Raw genomic sequence first — 17820 nt, 5'->3', positions numbered from 1 at the left:
TGGTCGGTGTGCGTGGAAAGGTCGTCGCTCATGGCTGACGTTTTGAGCCTCTGGTCGCTGCTGCGCCTGGCCAGCCCCCAGTTGCCCATCGGCGGTTACAGCTACTCGCAAGGGCTGGAAAGCGCCATCGACCAGGGCCAGGTGAAGGACGCCGATGGCGCCCGCACCTGGCTCGTCGATCAATTGCACCTGAACCTCGCGCGCTTCGAAGGCCCGCTGCTGGCCGAGTTGCTGCGCGCCGCGCAAAGCGCTGACTGGGACGCCCTGCGCGACGCTGCCGGACGCCACCGCGCCAGCCGCGAGACCCGCGAACTGGGCCTGGAAAACCGGCAGATGGGTTTCTCCCTCGGCCAGTTGCTCGAAGCCCTGCCCGAGTTGGACGAGCCCGCGCGCCAATGGCTCGCCGCACAGCCCGAGCCCTCCTTCGCCGCCGCCTGGGCACTGGCCGCCCGCGCCTGGGGTTTATCCCCGGAACAGGCCCTCGGCGCCTGGTTGTGGAGCTGGCTGGAGAACCAGCTGGCGGTACTGATGAAGACCCTGCCGCTGGGCCAACTGGCCGCGCAGAAGCTCACCTCGCAATTGCTCCCCGACCTCGACAGCGCCTGCCAGGCCGCGCTGGAAAACGATCCCCACGGCGGCGCGCCCTTCGGTCTCGCGTTGGCCTGCATGAACCACGAAACCCAATACAGCCGTCTGTTCCGCTCCTAGGAGAACTGCCATGAACTCTCAACCTCTTCGCGTCGGCATCGGCGGCCCGGTGGGCTCCGGCAAGACCGCCCTGACCCTGGCGCTGTGCCGCGCCCTGCGCCAGCGCTACAACATCGCCGTGGTCACCAACGACATCTACACCCAGGAAGACGCGCAGTTCCTGGTACGCAATGAAGCGCTGGAGCCGGAGCGGATCATCGGCGTGGAAACCGGCGGCTGCCCGCACACGGCGATCCGCGAGGATGCTTCGATCAACCTCGAGGCCGTCGACCAGCTCAACCGCCGCTTCCCCGGCCTCGACCTGATCCTGGTGGAGTCCGGCGGCGACAACCTCTCGGCCACCTTCAGCCCCGAGCTGTCGGACCTGACCCTCTACGTGATCGACGTTTCCGCCGGCGACAAGATTCCGCGCAAGGGCGGGCCCGGCATCTGCAAGTCCGACCTACTGGTGATCAACAAGATCGACCTCGCCCCGCTGGTAGGCGCCTCGCTGGAAGTGATGGACCAGGACGCCTCGCGCATGCGCGGCGACAAGCCCTTCGTCTTCAGCAACCAGAAGACCGGCCAGGGCCTGGCCGAGATCATCACCTTCATCGAACGCCAGGGCCTGCTGAGCGCAGCCTGAACAGACCCACAGCCCAAGGAATGACCATGACCCTGCGTAAAGCCCTCTACAGCCTGGCGCTGTTCCTCACCCCGGCCGTGGCCTTCGCTCATCCGGGCCACGGCGACCACGGCCTGATCGCCGGCATCGCCCACCCCGTCACCGGCCTCGACCACCTGCTGGCGATGCTTGCCGTCGGCCTCTGGGCCGCGCAGCAGAAGGGCGCGGCGCGACTGGTGCTGCCCTGTACCTTCGTCGGCACCCTGCTGATCGGCGGATTGCTCGGTTTCGAAGGAATGCAGATGCCGTTCATGGAAACCGGCATTGCCGCTTCCGTGCTCGCGCTGGGCCTGTGCGTCGCGCTGGCCGTGCGCCCGCCGCTGTTCCTGGCGATGGGCGCCACCGCGTTGTTCGCCCTCGCCCACGGTGTGGCCCACGGACTGGAATTGCCGGACCTGAGCAGCCCGTGGCTGTATGCCGCCGGCTTCGTCGGCGCGACTGCCGCGCTGCATGCGGCGGGTTATGGTCTGGTTCGCGTGTTGCCGCAGGCAGCGGCGCCGCTGGTGCGCTTCGCCGGCCTGGTTTCGGCGGGTGCCGGCGCCTGGCTGCTCGCCGGCTGACTCACGCCCTGTAGGAGCGGGCCATGCCCGCGACAAACCCCGCTGCGGGGCCGTTCGCGAGCAAGCTCGCTCCTACAAAAAAGTCGGTGCATTGGAGGGCGCGTAGGAGCGGACTCTGTCCGCGATGCCTTCCAGCGCGCCGGGAATCTATCGCGGACGAAGTCCGCTCCTACAAGATCAAGAGCCCCACACCCTCTCTTCGGAAACCTCGGCAACCCAACCTCGGATCAGCCTTTGCGATGCACCGCAAACCCCGCCCACGCCTGGCTCACCGGCATGATTTCCAGGGTGTTGATGTTGATGTGCGGCGGCTGGTTCATGATCCAGTGGATGGTCTCGGCGATGTCCGCGGACTGGATCGGCTCGGCGCCGGCGTAGGTCTTGTCGTACTTCGCCTGGTCGCCGCCGAAGCGCACCAGGGAGAACTCGCTCTCGCACATGCCCGGTTCGAGGTTGGTGACACGCACGCCGGTGCCCTGCAGGTCGCAACGCAGGTTCAGCGAGAACTGCTCGACGAAGGCCTTGGTCGCGCCGTAGACGTGACCGCCCGGATAGGGCCAGTGGCCGGCGACCGAACCCAGGTTGAGGATGCTTGCGCCCGGGCCATGGGCGATCAGGCGCGGCAGCAGCAGGCGGGTGGCGTACATCAGGCCCTTGATGTTGGTGTCCACCATGGTGTCCCAGTCATCCAGCTCGCAATTCTGCGCCGGGTCGGTGCCCAGGGCGAGGCCGGCGTTGTTGATCAAACCACGCAGCTTGGCGAACTTCTCCGGCAGGCTGTCGACGGCGGCGGTCATCGCCGCGCGGTCACGCACATCGAGCACCAGCGGCAGTACGTCGGTCTCGGCGGAAAGCTCCTGGGCCAGTGCGTTCAGGCGCTCCTCGCGGCGGCCGGTAATCACCAGCGACCAGCCATCACGGGCAAAACGCCGTGCGCAGGCTTCGCCGAAGCCGGAGGTGGCGCCGGTAATGAACAGAGTGGGAGTGGTCATCGCAAAGTCCTCTTGCAGGGGCGCCGCCGTCACCGGTACCTGCCGGGGAATCGTACGGTGCGCGTTCTTGTCGGTCGGTCGAGCATAACAGCCCGAACCTGCCGCGTTGCGTTACAGCCGTGCTGGATAAAACCCGAACAGCCGCTTGAAAGCCCCATGGCTACGGGCCTGCCGCGAGTTGCACCCACCTTGTCCACAGGCTGCTCCACGGTTTTTGTGGGCAAGCGGAATCCGCTTTTCCCCCTGGACGATTTTCGAGCGCCCCGCTGCAAGGCCCGCCGCGGCTGCGCTGGAGAAGTTCTTCCCAAGGTTATCCACAGATCTTTCAACGGCTGGCGTGGACAACTATCGGAGGCGCGGAACTTTTCCGCGAAGCCGTAACTGTCCATCCATACAGGGGTTGCGGGGTGATCGAACAGAAATCGACCGACCTCGACGGCGCCTGCGGCCACGCGGCCTGGCGAGGTTCTCCCAGACGTTATCCACAGGCCGGCCCACAGATTCCTTGGATTAATCCACGGCAAGCAGCAGGCGCGCGGCGATCAGGTCTTCCAGTGCATAACCCACGGACTTGAACAGGGTGATCTCGCTGTCGTCCTGGCGTGCGCCGCGCCCCCGCAGGAGGTCGGCCAGCTGGCAGTCGATAGCGCTCTTATCGATCACACCTTCGCCCATCGGGATCAGCAGGTCGCCCGCCTCTTCCAGCGCACCTTCGCGGGTATCGACCACGATGCGTGCACGGCGCACGGCGTCGTTGTCGGTCTCGCGCATGGACGGCAGGAAGGCGCCGACCAGGTCGAGGTGGCAACCCGAGCGCAGCCAGGCGCCGTGGACGATAGGCTCGCGCGAGGTAGTGACGCAGCTGATGCAGTCCGCCGCCGCCACGCCACCGCGCAGATCAACACAGGCGTGGACGGGATAGCCTTCGTCCTGCAGCTGCTTCACCAGCGCATGCACCTTGTCTTCTTGTCGGCCCCAGAGGGCGATGTCCTCGTACTCGCGCACCGTGCAGTGAGCACGAACCATATGCGGCGCCAGGGTGCCGCTGCCGACGACCAGCAGCCGCCGCGCATCGCGGCGCACCAGGTAATCGGCGGCCAGCGCGGAGGTGCAGGCGGTGCGCCGGGCGGTCATTTCCGAAGCTTCGAGCATTGCCAGCGGGCGCCCGGTTTCGCCGTCGAACAGGCAGAACAGCGCGGCCACCGCCGGCAGGTTCTTCGCGCCGTTGTCCGGGAACACGGTGACCAGCTTCACGCCGATATCCTGCCCCGGCCGCCACACCGGCATGGTCAGTAGCGAGGCGTTTCCGGGCAGTTCATGGCAGCCACGCACCGGGGCTTCGCACTCATGGGCGAGGCCGATGCGCAGGGCTTCGATCAGTTGCGGATAACCCAGGCGCTGGGCGACGTCGGCGTTGGTGAGGAAGCGGAGGTCTTGCATGGAAACCCCACTGCGGGAAAGCGATGGATAACCGTAGGAGCGGACTTCGTCCGCGATGCTTCCCGGCGCGCCTGAGAACATCGCGGACGAAGTCCGCTCCTACGAAAGGCGGCTGCGTCAGTGCCCGCCCAGATACGCGTTGCGAACCTCCTGGTTGCCCAGCAGTTCCGCACCGGTGCCACTCAGGCGGATCTCGCCGTTGACCATCACGTAGCCACGGTCGGACAGCTTCAGCGCATGGTTGGCGTTCTGCTCCACGAGGAACAGCGTCATCCCGCTCTGCGCCAGCTCGCGCAGGGTCTGGAAGATCTGTTTCACCACGATGGGCGCCAGGCCCAGCGAAGGCTCGTCGAGCAGCAGCAGCTTGGGCCGGCTCATCAGCGCGCGGGCGATGGCGAGCATCTGCTGCTCGCCGCCGGACATGGTCATGGCGCGCTGGTTGCGCCGCTCCTTCAGGCGCGGGAAGAGGTCGAACATGCGCTGCATGTCTTCCTGGGCATGGTCCATGCCGATGGGGATGGTGCCCATCAGCAGGTTCTCCTCCACCGTCATGTCGGGGAACACCCGGCGCCCTTCCGGCGACTGCGCGATGCCATTGGAGGCCACGTAGTGCGCGGACTTGTGGCGGATGTCCTGGCCCTTGTAGAGGATCGCGCCGCCGGCCGCGCGGGGCTGGCCGAAGATCGACATCAGCAGCGTCGACTTGCCCGCGCCGTTGGCGCCGATCAGCGCCACGGTCTCCCCTTCGTTGACGGTCAGCGAGACTTTCTTCAGCGCCTGGATCGGCCCGTAGAACACATCGACCTCACGGAATTCCAACATCGGCGCCGTCATGCCAGCTCCTCTTCGTCTGCGCCGAGATAGGCGGCAATGACCTTGTCGTTGTGGCGAATCTCCTCCGGGCCGCCACGGGCGATGACCACGCCGTGGTCGAGCACGATGATGTGGTCGGAGATGTTCATCACCATGCCCATGTCGTGCTCGATCAGCAGCACGGTGATGCCGTGGTGGTCGCGCAGGTAGCGGACGATGCGCGCCAGCGCCTGGGTCTCGGCCGGGTTGAGGCCGGCGGCCGGTTCGTCGAGGCAGATCAGCTCGGGCCGCGTACACATGGCGCGGGCGATCTCCAGGCGGCGCTGCTGCCCGTAGGACATCTCGCCGGCCAGGCGGTTGGCGCAGTCCACCAGGTCCACCACTTCCAGCCAGTAGAAGGCGTGGTCCAGCGCTTCGCTTTCCGCACGCCGGTAGCCGGGAGTGTTGAGCACGCCGGCAATGAGGTTGCGGTTGACGAACATGTGCTGGGCCACCAGCAGGTTCTCCACCACCGACATCTCGCGGAACAGCCGGATGTTCTGGAAGGTACGCGCAAGACCCGCGCGGTTCACCAGGTGGGTGCCGCCGAACATCTTGTAGTAGAGGCGGTTGCCGAACTGCGCCGGGTTGACGAAGTCGCCGCCCTGGAACGGCTGGCCGAGCACCTTGATGACGTCGGTGGTACCGCCCTGGGTGTTGAGCAGGATGTTGCCGCCGGTGGCCTTGTAGAAGCCGGTGAGGCAGTTGAACACCGTGGTCTTGCCGGCGCCGTTGGGGCCGATCAGCGCGGTGATGGAGCCGCGTTCCACGTCGAGGTTGACGTCGTTGAGCGCCTTGATGCCGCCAAAGTGCATCATCAGGTGCTCGACGCTGAGGATCTTGTCACCGCTCATGGCGCCACCCCCTTGCGTACGGCGAAGCCCGAGCGGCTGATGCGGATCAGCCCGCGCGGACGCCAGATCATCATCAGCACCATGAGGATGCCGAACAGCAGCACGCGGTAGTCGGCGAAGCTGCGCAGCAGTTCCGGCGCCACGGTGAGGACGAAGGCGGCGATCACCACGCCCACCGTCGAACCCATGCCGCCCAGCACCACGATGGCGAGGATCAGCGCGGACTCGAAGAAGGTGAAGGACGACGGGTTGACGAAGCCCTGGTAGCTGGCGAAGAACACGCCAGCCAGGCCGGCGGTAGAGGCACCGAGCATGAAGGCCGAGAGCTTCACCAGCACATGGTTCAGGCCCATGGCGCGGCAGGCGATCTCGTCCTCGCGCAGCGCTTCCCAGGCGCGGCCGACCGGCATGCGGGTCAGCCGGTGCTTGATGTAGAGCACCAGCATGACGACCAGGAACAGGACGATGTAGATGAACAGGAACTTGAAGTTCTGGTTGTAATCGATGCCGAGGAACTCGTGGATCGGTGTCCCCCCCTCTTTGGCCCGGCGGCCGAACTCCAGGCCGAAGAAGGTCGGCGACGGCACCGGCATGCCGTTCGGGCCGCCGGTGAAGGACAGCCAGTTGTTGAGGATCAGGCGGATGATCTCGCCGAAGCCCAGGGTCACGATGGCCAGGTAGTCACCGTGCATTCGCAGCACCGGGAAACCCAGCAGCGCCCCCGCCAGCGCAGCGACGATGGCCGCCAGCGGCAGCACCGTCCAGAAGCCCAGGCCGAGGTACTGGTAGCCCAGCGCAAGACCGTAGGCGCCGATGGCGTAGAAGGCCACGTAGCCGAGGTCGAGCAGGCCGGCGAGGCCGACCACGATGTTCAGGCCCAGGCCCAGCAGCACGTAGATCAGCCCGAGGATGATCACGGTGAGCAGGTACTTGCTGGCGAAGAACGGGAAGATCACCGCGGCCACGATGATGATCGGAATGATCCAGCGCAGGCGCGTCTTGTAGCCCGGCGGCAGCACGCTGATGCCCGAGTCGGAGCTTTCGAAACGGTCCATGATGCGCAGGCCGGCGGGGGTCTGCAGGAACAGGCTGAGCAGCAGGCGGCCGAGCATCACCGCGCCGATCATCCAGGCCAGGCGGACCGGTTCGACCTTGAAGCTGTAGCCATCGAGCACGATGCCGACGATGGGGCCGAACACGATCAGGGCGATCAGCCCGGCGAGCACGGTGTCGACGAGGCTCTTCCTGATATCGATGCGCGCAGGTTTAGGCGCGGCTGAAGTCTGGGTTGCGGACATCATGCTTACACCTTCGATACCTGGGGACGCCCCAGGAGCCCTTGTGGCCGGAAGATCAGGATGGTCACCAGCAGGCCGAAGGCGAACACGTCCTTGAAGTCGGTGTTCACCATGCCCGAGAACTGCGCCTCGGCCACGCCCAGGATCAGCCCGCCGAGCATGGCGCCGGGCAGCGAGCCGATTCCGCCGAGCACCGCGGCGGTGAACGCCTTGATGCCGATGATGAAGCCCGCGTAGAAGTCGAAGGTGCCGTAGTTCATGGTGATCAGCACGCCGGCCAGCGCGGCCATGGCGGCGCCGATGACGAACACGTAGGAGATCACCCGGTCGGTGTTGATCCCCAGGATCGAGGCCATCTTGCGGTCCTGCTGGGTGGCGCGGCACATGCGCCCGAGCCTGGTGTACTGGATCACGTAGGTCAGCACCGCCATGCCGACGAAGGCGGCGATGAGGATGAACACCTTGGTGTAGGTCAGCTGCACGAAGCCTTCGCCGATGTGGAATTTGAAGGCGCCGTCGAGCAGGGTCGGCACGCCTTGCTGGCGCGGGCCCTGGGCCAGCTGCACGTAGTTCTGCAGGATCAGCGACATGCCGATGGCGGAGATCAGCGGAGCCAGGCGCGTGGAGTTGCGCAGCGGCTTGTAGGCGATGCGCTCGATCACCCAGCCATAGATGCCGGTGACGAAGATGGTGAAGACCAGCGTGCCGAGGATCAGCAGCGGGAACGACTGCAGGCCGAAGAAGGCGAGCAGCGCCAGGCCGACGGCGGAGAGGTAGGCGGAGATCATGTACACCTCGCCATGGGCGAAGTTGATCATGCCGATGATGCCGTAGACCATCGTGTAGCCGATGGCGATCAGGCCGTAGACCGACCCCAGGGTCAGCCCGTTGATCATTTGCTGGAGGAAGATACCGTCCACGATTGAGTACTCGCGCAAGCTGGGCAGGAAAGGCTGACGGCTCGCGCAATCACCGGCTCGTGACCAGCTGCGCGCGTTTCGTCGACCTGCGGGGAAGCCGGCGCCGCGGGTAGCGGCGCCGGCTGGGTCAGGCGGTTACTTCTTGAACGCGTCGAGCTGGTGGTACTTGCCCTTGTCGTCCCACTCGTAGACCACGTAGTCGGAGACTTTCAGGTCGCCCTTCTTGTCCCACTCCTTCTTGCCCATCACGGTCTGCACCGGGTTGGCCTTCAGCCAGGCGCTGGCCTTGGCCGGGTCGGTCTTGCCCGCGCCGTTGAAGGCAGCGGCCAGGGCCTGAACCGAGGAGTAGGCATAGAGGGTGTAGCCTTCCGGCTCGAAGCCATTGGCGCGGAACTTCTCCACCACGGCCTTGCCGTCCGGGATCAGGCGCGGGTCGGCGCCGAAGGTCATCAGCACGCCCTTGACGTACTGCGGGCCGCCAGCGGTGGTGACCAGTTCGTCGGTGACGATGCCGTCGTCGGACATGAACTTGGCGGTCAGCCCCTGCTCGCGCATCTGACGGACCAGCGGGCCGGCTTCCGGGTGCAGGCCGCCGAAGTAGACGACTTCTGCACCCGAAGCGCGGATCTTGGTGACCAGGGCGTTGAAGTCCTTCTCGCCACGGGTCAGGCCTTCGTAAAGCACTTCCTTCACGCCGCGCTTGTTCAGCTGCGCACGGGTGGCGTCCGCCAGGCCCTGGCCGTAGGTGTCCTTGTCGTGGATCACCGCGACCTTCTTGGCCTTCAGCACATCGACGATGTAGTCGCCGGCGACGATGCCCTGCTGGTCGTCACGACCGCACATGCGGAACATGCCGGAAAGGCCGCGCTCGGTGACCTGCGGGTTGGTGGAACCGGGGGTGATGGCGATGACGCCGGCCTCGTCGTAGACCTCCGAGGCGGGGATGGTGGAGGAGGAGCAGAAGTGGCCGACCACGGCGACCGCCTTGTCCTGGTCGACCAGGCGGTTGGCCACGGCCACGGCCTGTTTCGGTTCGCAGGCGTCGTCCGCCTTCACCAGCTTGATCTTCTCGCCATTGATACCGCCAGCGGCGTTGATGTCTTCCGCGGCCTGGCTAGCCCCACGCCAGTACTGCTCACCGAACGAGGCGTTGGCCCCGGTATGCGGACCTGCGACCCCGATAACGACATCGGCCTGTACTACGGAAGACACGCCCAGTGCGGTGGTTACCGCCAGAGCCAGAAAGCCTTTTCTGAAAATCTTCTGCGACATGGAGTTTTGCTCCTGAGGGTTTTTGTAATGGCGCGTTGTGCTTCTTGTTGGCGATTTCTCGTTTAAGCGATTCAGCGAAATATCGACAGCAAGCGGCGTGCCATTCGTTTTTGTTATTAACCAAGTCCTACAGCGAAAACAGCCCGAGCTGGCAGACATCAAGTGCTAGACACGTGCAACCCATTGAAAGAATAAGGTGCAACCGAACAGGCAGATGGGCGCAACCGATCCTCCCGTGAGCTGGCTTTTTCCAGCCACCACAGGCGCAACCCCAACCGTAACCGGCGCTGTCACCGAACTGCACATCCACGGTGCAGACCCGTCGGGGTAACGCACCATAAGAGGCTAGACCAAAGTGCAGCGAGCGTTGGTGGGTCAAACCGGGGCGGCGCGCGCCCCAGCTTGAACCGCCTCAGATCACCACCCGCAGGCATTGCCCGGCGTGATAAAGGGAGAAGCCGGCTTCGTACAGGCAGCTGCGCAGGCCCACGGCGGAGATTTCCTCCATCGGCCTCAGCGGCATCGGCAAGGCGCTGGCGTCACCGTCCAGCAGGAAGTCGGCAAAGGCCTTGCCCACCACCGTGCCGGTGGTGACGCCACGACCGTTGTAGCCGCTCATGGCGACCAGCCCCGGCGCCGGCTCGAACAGGCGCATGAGGTGGTCGGGGGTGAAGTCGATACAGCCGGTCCAGGTGAACTCCCAGTCCACCTTGCCCAGCCTCGGGAAGTAGTGCTGCTGGATGCGGTCGGCCCAGCTCTTCAGGAACCACGCCGGCTTGCCGGTGCCCTTGCCGAGGCTGCCGAGCAGCAGGCGGCCATCGGCGTCGCGGCGGATGCTGCTGAGCACCTGGCGGGTATCCCAGGAGCCCTGCCCGCCCGGCAGGATGCGCGCGGCTTCGGCGCCCTCCAGCGGACGCGAGGCAACCTGGTAGTAGTAACCGGGGAAGAAGGTGCGGCGCAGCTGCGTCCACTCGCCTTCGGTGTACGCGCTGGAGGCGATCACCACCTTGTCGGCGGTCACCACGCCACCGGCGGTGATCACATTCCACGCGCTGCCCACGCGCACCAGGCCAACCACCGGGGAATGGTGGTACAGCTCGCCACCCAGGCCGACAACCGCGCGGGCCAGGCCGCTGACGTAGGCCATGGGGTTGAGCGTACCGGCGCGGCGATCGAGTAGCGCGCCGGCGATCTTGTCGGTGCCACAGGCCTGTTCGCAGTCGGAGCCGGTGAGCAGTTCCACCGGCGCGCCACGACGCCCCCATTGCTCGCAGCGGCTGCGCAGGTCAGCCAGGCCACGGGCATTGTGCGCCATGTGCAGCGTGCCTTCGCGGCGCGCCTGGCAATCGATGCCGTGCTTGTCGATCAGGGAGAACACCAGCGAGGGCGCGTTGCCGAGCATGCGATTGACCCGCTGGCCGACCTCCGCACCCATGCCCGCTTCGATCTCGTCCGGAGGAATCCACAGGCCGGCGTTGACCAGCCCGACATTGCGCCCCGAGCCACCGTGTCCGGTGGTGTGGGCTTCCAGCACGCAGACCTTCTGGTCACGCTCCAGCAGATGCAGCGCGGCGGACAGGCCGGTAAAGCCCGCGCCGACGACACACACGTCGACCTTGCGATCCCCGCGCAGCTCCGGGGCTTCCGGGCGATCGGGGGTCAGGTATTCCCACAGACACTCTTGGCGAAGCGACATCCAGCGATCCTTCTACGCGAACCTTTGTGAATGACTCGGTGCAGCGGTTGGGCCCGCCGCAGGGCGCATAACGCGTCAGCGTTATCCGCCGCAGAGGGCTGGCGGATAACCTGATCCAGGTTATTCGCCCTACGGTGCTGTACAGCAAGCCCACATCGCGAGCCGAGGCCCTTGTGTAGGAGCGAGCTTGCTCGCGAACCGCATGACGCCGAAGTCCAGCCGGACTCCGTTCGCGAGCAAGCTCGCTCCTACAGGTGCCCATGGCCCCGGTGCCATCAGTCGAAGACTATGCCCTGCGCCAGCGGCAGTTCCCGCGAGTAGTTCACGGTGTTGGTCTGCCGACGCATATAGCCCTTCCAGGCGTCGGAACCGGACTCGCGGCCGCCGCCGGTTTCCTTCTCGCCACCGAAGGCGCCGCCGATCTCCGCGCCGCTGGGGCCGATGTTGACGTTGGCGATGCCGCAGTCGCTGCCCACCGCCGAGATGAAGGCTTCCGCCTCGCGCAGGTCGGTGGTGAAGATGCACGACGACAGCCCCTGGGGCACGCCATTGTTCAGCGCCACCGCGTCGTTGAAGTCCTTGTAGGGCACCACGTAGAGGATCGGCGCGAAGGTCTCGCTGCGCACCACGTCGCTCTGCTCGGGCATCTCGACGATGGCCGGCGACACGTAATAGGCGTCGGGGAATTTATCGGCCAGTTGGCGCTCACCGCCGAACACCACGCCGCCCTCGCCGCGCGCCTGTTCCAGCGCGCCCTGCATGGCCAGGAAGCTGCGCTCGTCGATCAGCGGGCCGACCAGGTTGCCTTCCAGCGGATGGCCGATGCGTACCTTGGCGTAGGCGGTCTTCAGGCGGCTGACGAATTCGTCCTTCACCGACTCGTGGGCGATCAGCCGGCGCAGCGTGGTGCAGCGTTGCCCGGCGGTGCCGACGGCACTGAACAGCACGGCGCGCACGGCCATGTCGAGGTCGGCACTGGGCGCCAGGATCATCGCGTTGTTGCCGCCCAGTTCGAGAATGCTGCGGCCGAAGCGGGCCGCCACGCGCGGGCCGACTTCGCTGCCCATGCGGGTGCTGCCGGTGGCGCTGACCAGGGCGACGCGCACGTCGTCCACCAGCGCTTCGCCAGCGCTGCGGTCACCAATCACCACCTGGCTGAGGTGCTCCGGCGCATCGCCGAACTTCTTCAGCGCACGCTCGAACAGCGCCTGGCAGGCCAGCGCGGTGAGCGGGGTCTTCTCCGACGGCTTCCACACCACCGAGTTGCCGCACACCAGCGCCAGCGCGGTGTTCCACGACCACACGGCGACCGGGAAGTTGAAGGCGCTGATCACGCCGACCACGCCCAGCGGATGCCAGGTCTCGCGCATGTGGTGGCCGGGGCGCTCGGAGGCGATGGTCAGGCCATAGAGCTGGCGCGACAGGCCGACGGCGAAGTCGCAGATGTCGATCATTTCCTGCACTTCGCCCAGGCCTTCCTGTGTGATCTTGCCGGCCTCCCAGGACACCAGTTCGCCCAAGGCGGCCTTGCTCGCCCGCAGCTCCTCGCCGAACAGGCGCACCAGCTCGCCACGGCGCGGCGCCGGCACCTTGCGCCAGGCGTCGAAGGCATGGGCGGCGCGGCCGATCTTCTGCTCCACCTCGGCGGCGCTTTCCAGGCGCACCGCGCCCAGGCGGCTGCCGTCGATGGGAGTGTGGATGACCTGATCGCCACCAGTGACCAGGCGGGCGTCGACGCCGAGGGATTCGAGCAGTGCGGAAATCATGCGGACTCCTGAATGGGTTCAGAACCAGTTGGAATGCCAGCAGTAATAAACGGCTTGCCTGGGCACAACAAACGACGTTTCCTATGCACATCATTCCGTAAATTCATGAACTGCCCGCCATGCTGAGCAAACGCCACCTGCCGTCCATGACCGCCCTGCAATGCTTCGAAGCGGTGGCGCGGCACCTGAGTTTCACCCGCGCCTCCGAGGAGTTGAACCTGACCCAGAGCGCGGTCAGCAAACAGGTGGCGCAGTTGGAGGAAATGCTCCAGCACCTGCTGTTCCGCCGCGTGCGCCGCCGCCTGCAGCTGACACCGGCGGGAGACCTGTACCTGGTGGAAGTACGCAAGATCCTCACCCAGGTGGAGATGTCCACCCACTACCTGCTGTCCTACGGCGGCGAGACCGAAGTGCTGCGCGTGGCGACGCCGCCGACCTTCGGCGCGCGCTGGCTGATCCCGCGGCTGAACGGCTGGCGCCACCGTCACCCGAACATCCACCTGGACCTGCGCCAGGAGCTGGAGCCCGGCGACCTGCTGCAATCGCGTTGCGATATCGCTTTCTTCTTCGGCGCCGGCACCCTGCCCGGCGCGGAATGCGTGGCGCTGTTCGGCGAAGAGATGGTGCCGGTCTGTTCACCGGCGATCCTGCCAGCGCAGCCGCTGAGCGACCCGACCCAGCTGGCGGACCTGGTCCTGCTGCAGAACGCCACGCGCCAGGAGGCCTGGCACGAGTGGTTCCTCAGCCTCGGCCAGCACAGCGAGCACAGCTACCACGGGCCGCGTTTCGACACTTTCTACATGTGCATCCGCGCCGCCCAGGCCGGTTGCGGCGTGGCGCTGCTGCCGCGCTTCCTGGTGGAAGAGGAACTGAGCGAAGGCAAGCTGGTGATCGCCTGGCAGCACGGGCTGGCAAGCCGCAGCGGGTATTACCTGGCGTACCCCGAGCATGCGGCGGCGGTGCCCAAGGTCAGGGCGTTCGTGGAGTGGATCGGGGAGCGGATGGAGGGGTGAGTTCCGTGCTGTCGGGGGCGCCCTCTCCCTAACCCTGGCTGCGCGCCCCGCTCCGAAGGGAGAGGGGACTGCCCGAGCGCTCGGACCGCACAGAGCTCAGCCAGCTGACTTCCCTCTAGCCGCGCAAGCCGAACGGCTCCCTCTCCCTTCAGGGAGAGGGCTGGGGAGAGGGAAAGCCCAACTCCCTACTCCCCGAAAACACCTAAACCAACAGGCTCCGATCAAACACAAACGCCCCATCCCCCTGCGGCGTAAAGCGCAGCACATGCTGCGGCCGGCCCATCGGCGGCTGGTGGCGCTCGCCGGTGTCCTGCACCCAGCCGGCCGCCTTCATCCGCTCCAGCCGCCCGCGCAGGCTGGAATGCTGGATTTCCTCGCCGATGGATAGCTCGAAGGCCTTCAGCGCCTCCGCCACGGTGAAGCGCTGCGGCAACAGGTGCAGCGGCAATGCGCTGTACACCGACTTGCTGGCCAGCCGCTCACAGGCCTGCTGCACCAGATGGGCATGGTCGAAGGGCAAGGCCAGGCGCTCGCCGCGCACGGCGTCGAGCGGCACGAAGTCGAGATCGTCGGCGACCAGTTCGGTCTCCGGCGCCACCAGCACGAGGTAGAACACGCTCAGCGACCAGCCACGTGGGTCACGCACGGCGTTACCGACCGTGGCCACCTGCTCCATGTAGGCCGGCTGTACCCGCGCTTTCTCGCGCAGCGCGCGCAGGGCCGCGTCGTCCAGGCCGTGATCCGCGCAGCGGCCATTGATCAGCACGCCGGGCAATGCCCATTGCCCCTCGAACGGCCCGTGGGCGCGACGGATCAGCAGCAGTTCCAGCCCGCGCTCGGGATTCAGGCGCAGCGCCACGATATCCACGGTGGCCAGCACTTCAGCGGTACTCATCGAAGCTCCTCGAATAGGTTTTCGCCGGGATAGATCCTGCGACTTATTTCATCACGTATAGAAAGCATCTTCCACTGCCAATCATTTCCGTTCTTTTTACTTGACGACTTATTTCACGTCGTGAATTATGTAGCCACGACAGACCACCGACGGTCAAGCGGAGGCTTCCATGAACCTGATCGCCAGCTTCGATGTAGACGCCCAGAAGGGCTTCACCCCGCTCTGCCCCAATGAGCTGCCGGTGCCCGGCGGTGACGCCATCGGCGGCGCCCTCAACCTCATGTCCGAACGCGCCAGCCTGCGCCTGGGCAGCAAGGACGCCCACACCCCGCAAGCCCCCTGGGTAGTGAGCGAGCCGGCACAGATGCTGCAGCCGCTGTCCCTGCCCAATGCCGACCTCACCTGGGTCAGCCACTGCGTGCCGGGCACGCCGGGCTTCGAGCTGCTGGACGAACTCCCCGAACCCATGGACTACGACTTCTTCATCTGGAAGGGCGTCGAACCGGACCTGCACCCCTACGGTGCCTGCTACCACGACCTGGCGGAACGGCGCAGCACCGGGGTGATCGAATACCTGCGGCAGAACGCGGTCAGCCATGTGCTGGTGGGCGGCCTGGCGCTGGACTACTGCGTGAAGACCACCGCATTGCAACTGCGCCGCGCCGGCTTCCAGGTGCTGCTGTACCTGCCGGCCTGCCGCGCCATCGCGGAAGAAACCGCCAAGGCAGCCTGCAATGAAATGCGCAGCGCCGGGGTCATCCTCTGCGCGGACGAGAACGAACTGGACGAGGCCCTCATGGGCATCAGGGAGAATTGATCATGGCCGAGAGCGTATTTGCCGAGAGTATCGTGCAGAACCTGCTGGACACCGACTTCTACAAGCTGACGATGATGCAGGCGGTGCTGCACAACTACCCCAACGCCGAAGTGGAGTGGGAATTCCGCTGCCGCAACGCCGAGGACCTGCGGCCGTACCTGGCGGAAATCCGCTACCAGATCGAACGCCTGGCCGAACTGGAAGCCACGCCGGACCAGCTCGCCTTCCTTGAGCGCATCCCGTTCATCAAGCCGGACTTCATCCGCTTCCTCAGCCTGTTCCGCTTCAACCTGCGCTACGTGCACACCAGCATCGAGGATGGTCAGCTCGCCATCCGCCTGCGCGGACCGTGGCTGCACGTCATCCTCTTCGAAGTGCCGCTGCTGGCCATCGTCAGCGAGGTGCGCAACCGCTATCGCTACCGCGAGGTGGTGCTGGAGCAGGTCGGCGAGCAGCTCTACCGCAAGCTCGACTGGCTCGCCGGCAACGCCAGCGAGGAGGAACTGAAGGAATTCCAGGTGGCCGACTTCGGCACCCGCCGGCGCTTCTCCTACCGCACCCAAGAAGAGGTCGTGCACATCTTGAAGCGCGACTTCCCCGGCCGTTTCGTCGGCACCAGCAACGTGCACCTGGCCCGCGAGTTCGACGTCAAGCCGATCGGCACCATGGCCCACGAATGGCTGATGGCGCACCAGCAGCTCGGCCCCAGGCTGATCGACAGCCAGATCGCCGCGCTGGACTGCTGGGTGCGCGAGTACCGCGGCCAGCTGGGCATCGCATTGACCGACTGCATTACCATGGACGCCTTCCTCAGCGACTTCGACCTGTACTTCGCCAAGCTCTTCGATGGCCTGCGCCACGATTCGGGCGACCCGCTGGTCTGGGCCGAGAAGGCGATCGCCCACTATCGCCGCCTGGGGATCGACCCGATGACCAAGACCCTGGTCTTCTCCGACGGCCTCGACATGCCCAAGGCGTTGCAGCTCTTCCGCGCATTGCGTGGCAAGATCAACGTCAGTTTCGGTATCGGTACCAACCTGACCTGCGACATCCCCGGCGTGGAACCGATGAACATCGTGATCAAGATGACGGCCTGCAACGGCCACCCCGTGGCGAAGATTTCCGACACCCCGGGCAAGACCCAATGCCGCGACGAGAACTTCGTCGCCTACCTGCGCCACGTGTTCAAGGTGCCGGTGTAACCCTTTTTCCGCTTTCCAAAGGAGCCCTCCAGATGAAAGACAGACAGGCCGCCATCGCCAGAGAACTCAACGTGCAGCCGCCCTTCCAGTCCGACGCCGAGCTGCAGGCCGAGATCCAGCGCCGCGTGCGCTTCATCCAGGACTGCCTGAAGGGTTCGGGGATGAAGACCCTGGTGCTGGGCATCAGCGGCGGCGTCGACTCGCTCACCGCCGGCATGCTCTGCCAGCGCGCCGTGGAAGGCCTGCGCGCCGACACCGGCAACCAGGACTACCGCTTCCTCGCCGTGCGCCTGCCGTACAACGTGCAGGGCGACGAGCAGGACGCCCAGGACTCGGTGGACGTCATCGCCCCCGACGAGCGCCACACCGTGAACATCGGCCCGTCGGTGCAGGCGCTGGCTGCCGAGACCCAGGCGCTGGAAGGCCTGGCGCCGGCCACCCGCGACTTCGCCCTGGGCAACACCAAGGCGCGCATCCGCATGGTCGCCCAGTACACCATCGCCAACGCCCGCGCCGGCCTGGTGGTCGGCACCGACCACGCCGCCGAGGCGGTGATGGGCTTCTTCACCAAGTTCGGCGACGGCGCCTGCGACCTCGCCCCGCTCACCGGCCTGGTGAAGAACCAGGTACGCAGCATCGCCCGCAGCCTCGGCGCGCCGGAGCATCTGGTGGAGAAGGTGCCGACTGCGGACCTCGAAGACCTCGCCCCCGGCAAGCCGGACGAGCATTCCCACGGTGTGACCTACAAGGAAATCGACGCCTTCCTGCACGGCCAGGAGGTCAGCCAGGAAGCCTTCGACATCATCGTTCGGACCTTCGAGAAGACCCGCCACAAGCGCGCACTGCCCACCGCGCCGTAAGCGAGCGGCAG

17 protein-coding genes are annotated in these 17820 nt (G+C 66.0%); 7 read left to right on the top strand and 10 right to left on the bottom strand.

Features of this window, described 5'->3' with window-relative positions; genetic code table 11:
• The first annotated feature begins 30 nt into the window (after window positions 1-30).
• From UB43_RS24240 to UB43_RS24230, 3 genes are read left to right on the top strand one after another with little or no spacing between them, the layout of a single operon-like run.
• Window positions 31-708 carry an urease accessory protein UreF gene (locus UB43_RS24240; protein ID WP_045216314.1) on the top strand — a complete coding sequence of 226 codons (678 nt, stop codon included), beginning with the start codon at window positions 31-33 and terminating at the stop codon, window positions 706-708.
• A gap of 10 nt (window positions 709-718) precedes the next feature.
• Entirely contained in the window at window positions 719-1333 is a 615-nt protein-coding gene (gene ureG, locus UB43_RS24235; RefSeq protein WP_045216312.1) for an urease accessory protein UreG, read from the top strand.
• Between the two features lie 26 nt (window positions 1334-1359).
• Window positions 1360-1932: a HupE/UreJ family protein gene (locus tag UB43_RS24230; protein ID WP_045216309.1), complete on the top strand. Its 573-nt coding sequence runs from the start codon at window positions 1360-1362 to the stop codon at window positions 1930-1932.
• Between the two features lie 227 nt (window positions 1933-2159).
• Here UB43_RS24230 and UB43_RS24225 read toward each other — a convergent pair whose 3' ends face one another.
• From UB43_RS24225 to UB43_RS24185, 9 genes are all read right to left on the bottom strand, one after another.
• Complete coding sequence (locus UB43_RS24225; protein ID WP_045216306.1) at window positions 2160-2924, bottom strand: SDR family oxidoreductase; 765 nt, start codon at window positions 2922-2924, stop codon at window positions 2160-2162.
• A 510-nt stretch (window positions 2925-3434) separates the two neighbouring features.
• A complete protein-coding gene (locus UB43_RS24220) occupies window positions 3435-4364 on the bottom strand; it encodes an ornithine cyclodeaminase family protein (protein ID WP_045216917.1) in 930 nt (309 codons plus the stop codon).
• Window positions 4365-4481: 117 nt separating this feature from the next.
• Complete coding sequence (locus UB43_RS24215) at window positions 4482-5198, bottom strand: ABC transporter ATP-binding protein (RefSeq protein ID WP_045216300.1); 717 nt, start codon at window positions 5196-5198, stop codon at window positions 4482-4484.
• Window positions 5195-6070 (bottom strand): ABC transporter ATP-binding protein, encoded by an 876-nt coding sequence (locus UB43_RS24210; RefSeq protein WP_024765989.1) that lies wholly within the window; start codon window positions 6068-6070, stop codon window positions 5195-5197. The genes UB43_RS24215 and UB43_RS24210 overlap by 4 nt, the downstream gene beginning before the upstream one ends.
• Window positions 6067-7368 (bottom strand): high-affinity branched-chain amino acid ABC transporter permease LivM, encoded by a 1302-nt coding sequence (gene livM / locus UB43_RS24205; protein WP_045216914.1) that lies wholly within the window; start codon window positions 7366-7368, stop codon window positions 6067-6069. The genes UB43_RS24210 and livM overlap by 4 nt, the downstream gene beginning before the upstream one ends.
• Before the next feature lie 5 nt (window positions 7369-7373).
• A complete protein-coding gene (locus UB43_RS24200; RefSeq protein ID WP_045216299.1) occupies window positions 7374-8288 on the bottom strand; it encodes a branched-chain amino acid ABC transporter permease in 915 nt (304 codons plus the stop codon).
• A gap of 135 nt (window positions 8289-8423) precedes the next feature.
• The gene (locus tag UB43_RS24195; RefSeq protein ID WP_045216298.1) at window positions 8424-9560 is read right to left on the bottom strand and encodes a branched-chain amino acid ABC transporter substrate-binding protein; all 1137 of its coding nucleotides are present in this window, start codon (window positions 9558-9560) and stop codon (window positions 8424-8426) included.
• A 412-nt stretch (window positions 9561-9972) separates the two neighbouring features.
• Entirely contained in the window at window positions 9973-11256 is a 1284-nt protein-coding gene (locus tag UB43_RS24190) for an FAD-binding oxidoreductase (protein ID WP_045216297.1), read from the bottom strand.
• A gap of 275 nt (window positions 11257-11531) precedes the next feature.
• Window positions 11532-13022: an aldehyde dehydrogenase family protein gene (locus tag UB43_RS24185; RefSeq protein WP_045216296.1), complete on the bottom strand. Its 1491-nt coding sequence runs from the start codon at window positions 13020-13022 to the stop codon at window positions 11532-11534.
• A 119-nt stretch (window positions 13023-13141) separates the two neighbouring features.
• Here UB43_RS24185 and UB43_RS24180 point away from each other — a divergent pair, with 119 nt between their 5' ends.
• Entirely contained in the window at window positions 13142-14035 is an 894-nt protein-coding gene (locus UB43_RS24180; RefSeq protein WP_045216292.1) for a LysR family transcriptional regulator, read from the top strand.
• 202 nt (window positions 14036-14237) lie between these two features.
• Here UB43_RS24180 and UB43_RS24175 read toward each other — a convergent pair whose 3' ends face one another.
• Entirely contained in the window at window positions 14238-14930 is a 693-nt protein-coding gene (locus tag UB43_RS24175) for an NUDIX domain-containing protein (protein WP_045216290.1), read from the bottom strand.
• A gap of 169 nt (window positions 14931-15099) precedes the next feature.
• Between UB43_RS24175 and UB43_RS24170 the strand changes: the two genes are divergently transcribed.
• The 3 genes from UB43_RS24170 to nadE are packed head-to-tail and all read left to right on the top strand — an operon-like array spanning window position 15100 to window position 17809.
• Complete coding sequence (locus tag UB43_RS24170) at window positions 15100-15747, top strand: nicotinamidase (RefSeq protein WP_045216284.1); 648 nt, start codon at window positions 15100-15102, stop codon at window positions 15745-15747.
• A 2-nt stretch (window positions 15748-15749) separates the two neighbouring features.
• Window positions 15750-16949, top strand: a complete 1200-nt coding sequence (gene pncB / locus UB43_RS24165) for a nicotinate phosphoribosyltransferase (RefSeq protein ID WP_045216282.1) — start codon at window positions 15750-15752, stop codon at window positions 16947-16949.
• A gap of 32 nt (window positions 16950-16981) precedes the next feature.
• Window positions 16982-17809 (top strand): ammonia-dependent NAD(+) synthetase, encoded by an 828-nt coding sequence (gene nadE / locus UB43_RS24160; RefSeq protein ID WP_045216281.1) that lies wholly within the window; start codon window positions 16982-16984, stop codon window positions 17807-17809.
• Window positions 17810-17820 lie beyond the last annotated feature (11 nt).

Source organism: Pseudomonas sp. 21 (assembly GCF_000955805.1).
Lineage (GTDB): Bacteria > Pseudomonadota > Gammaproteobacteria > Pseudomonadales > Pseudomonadaceae > Pseudomonas.
Note: the sequence above shows the minus strand (reverse complement) of the source record. Positions and strands in the feature narration are given on the sequence as shown.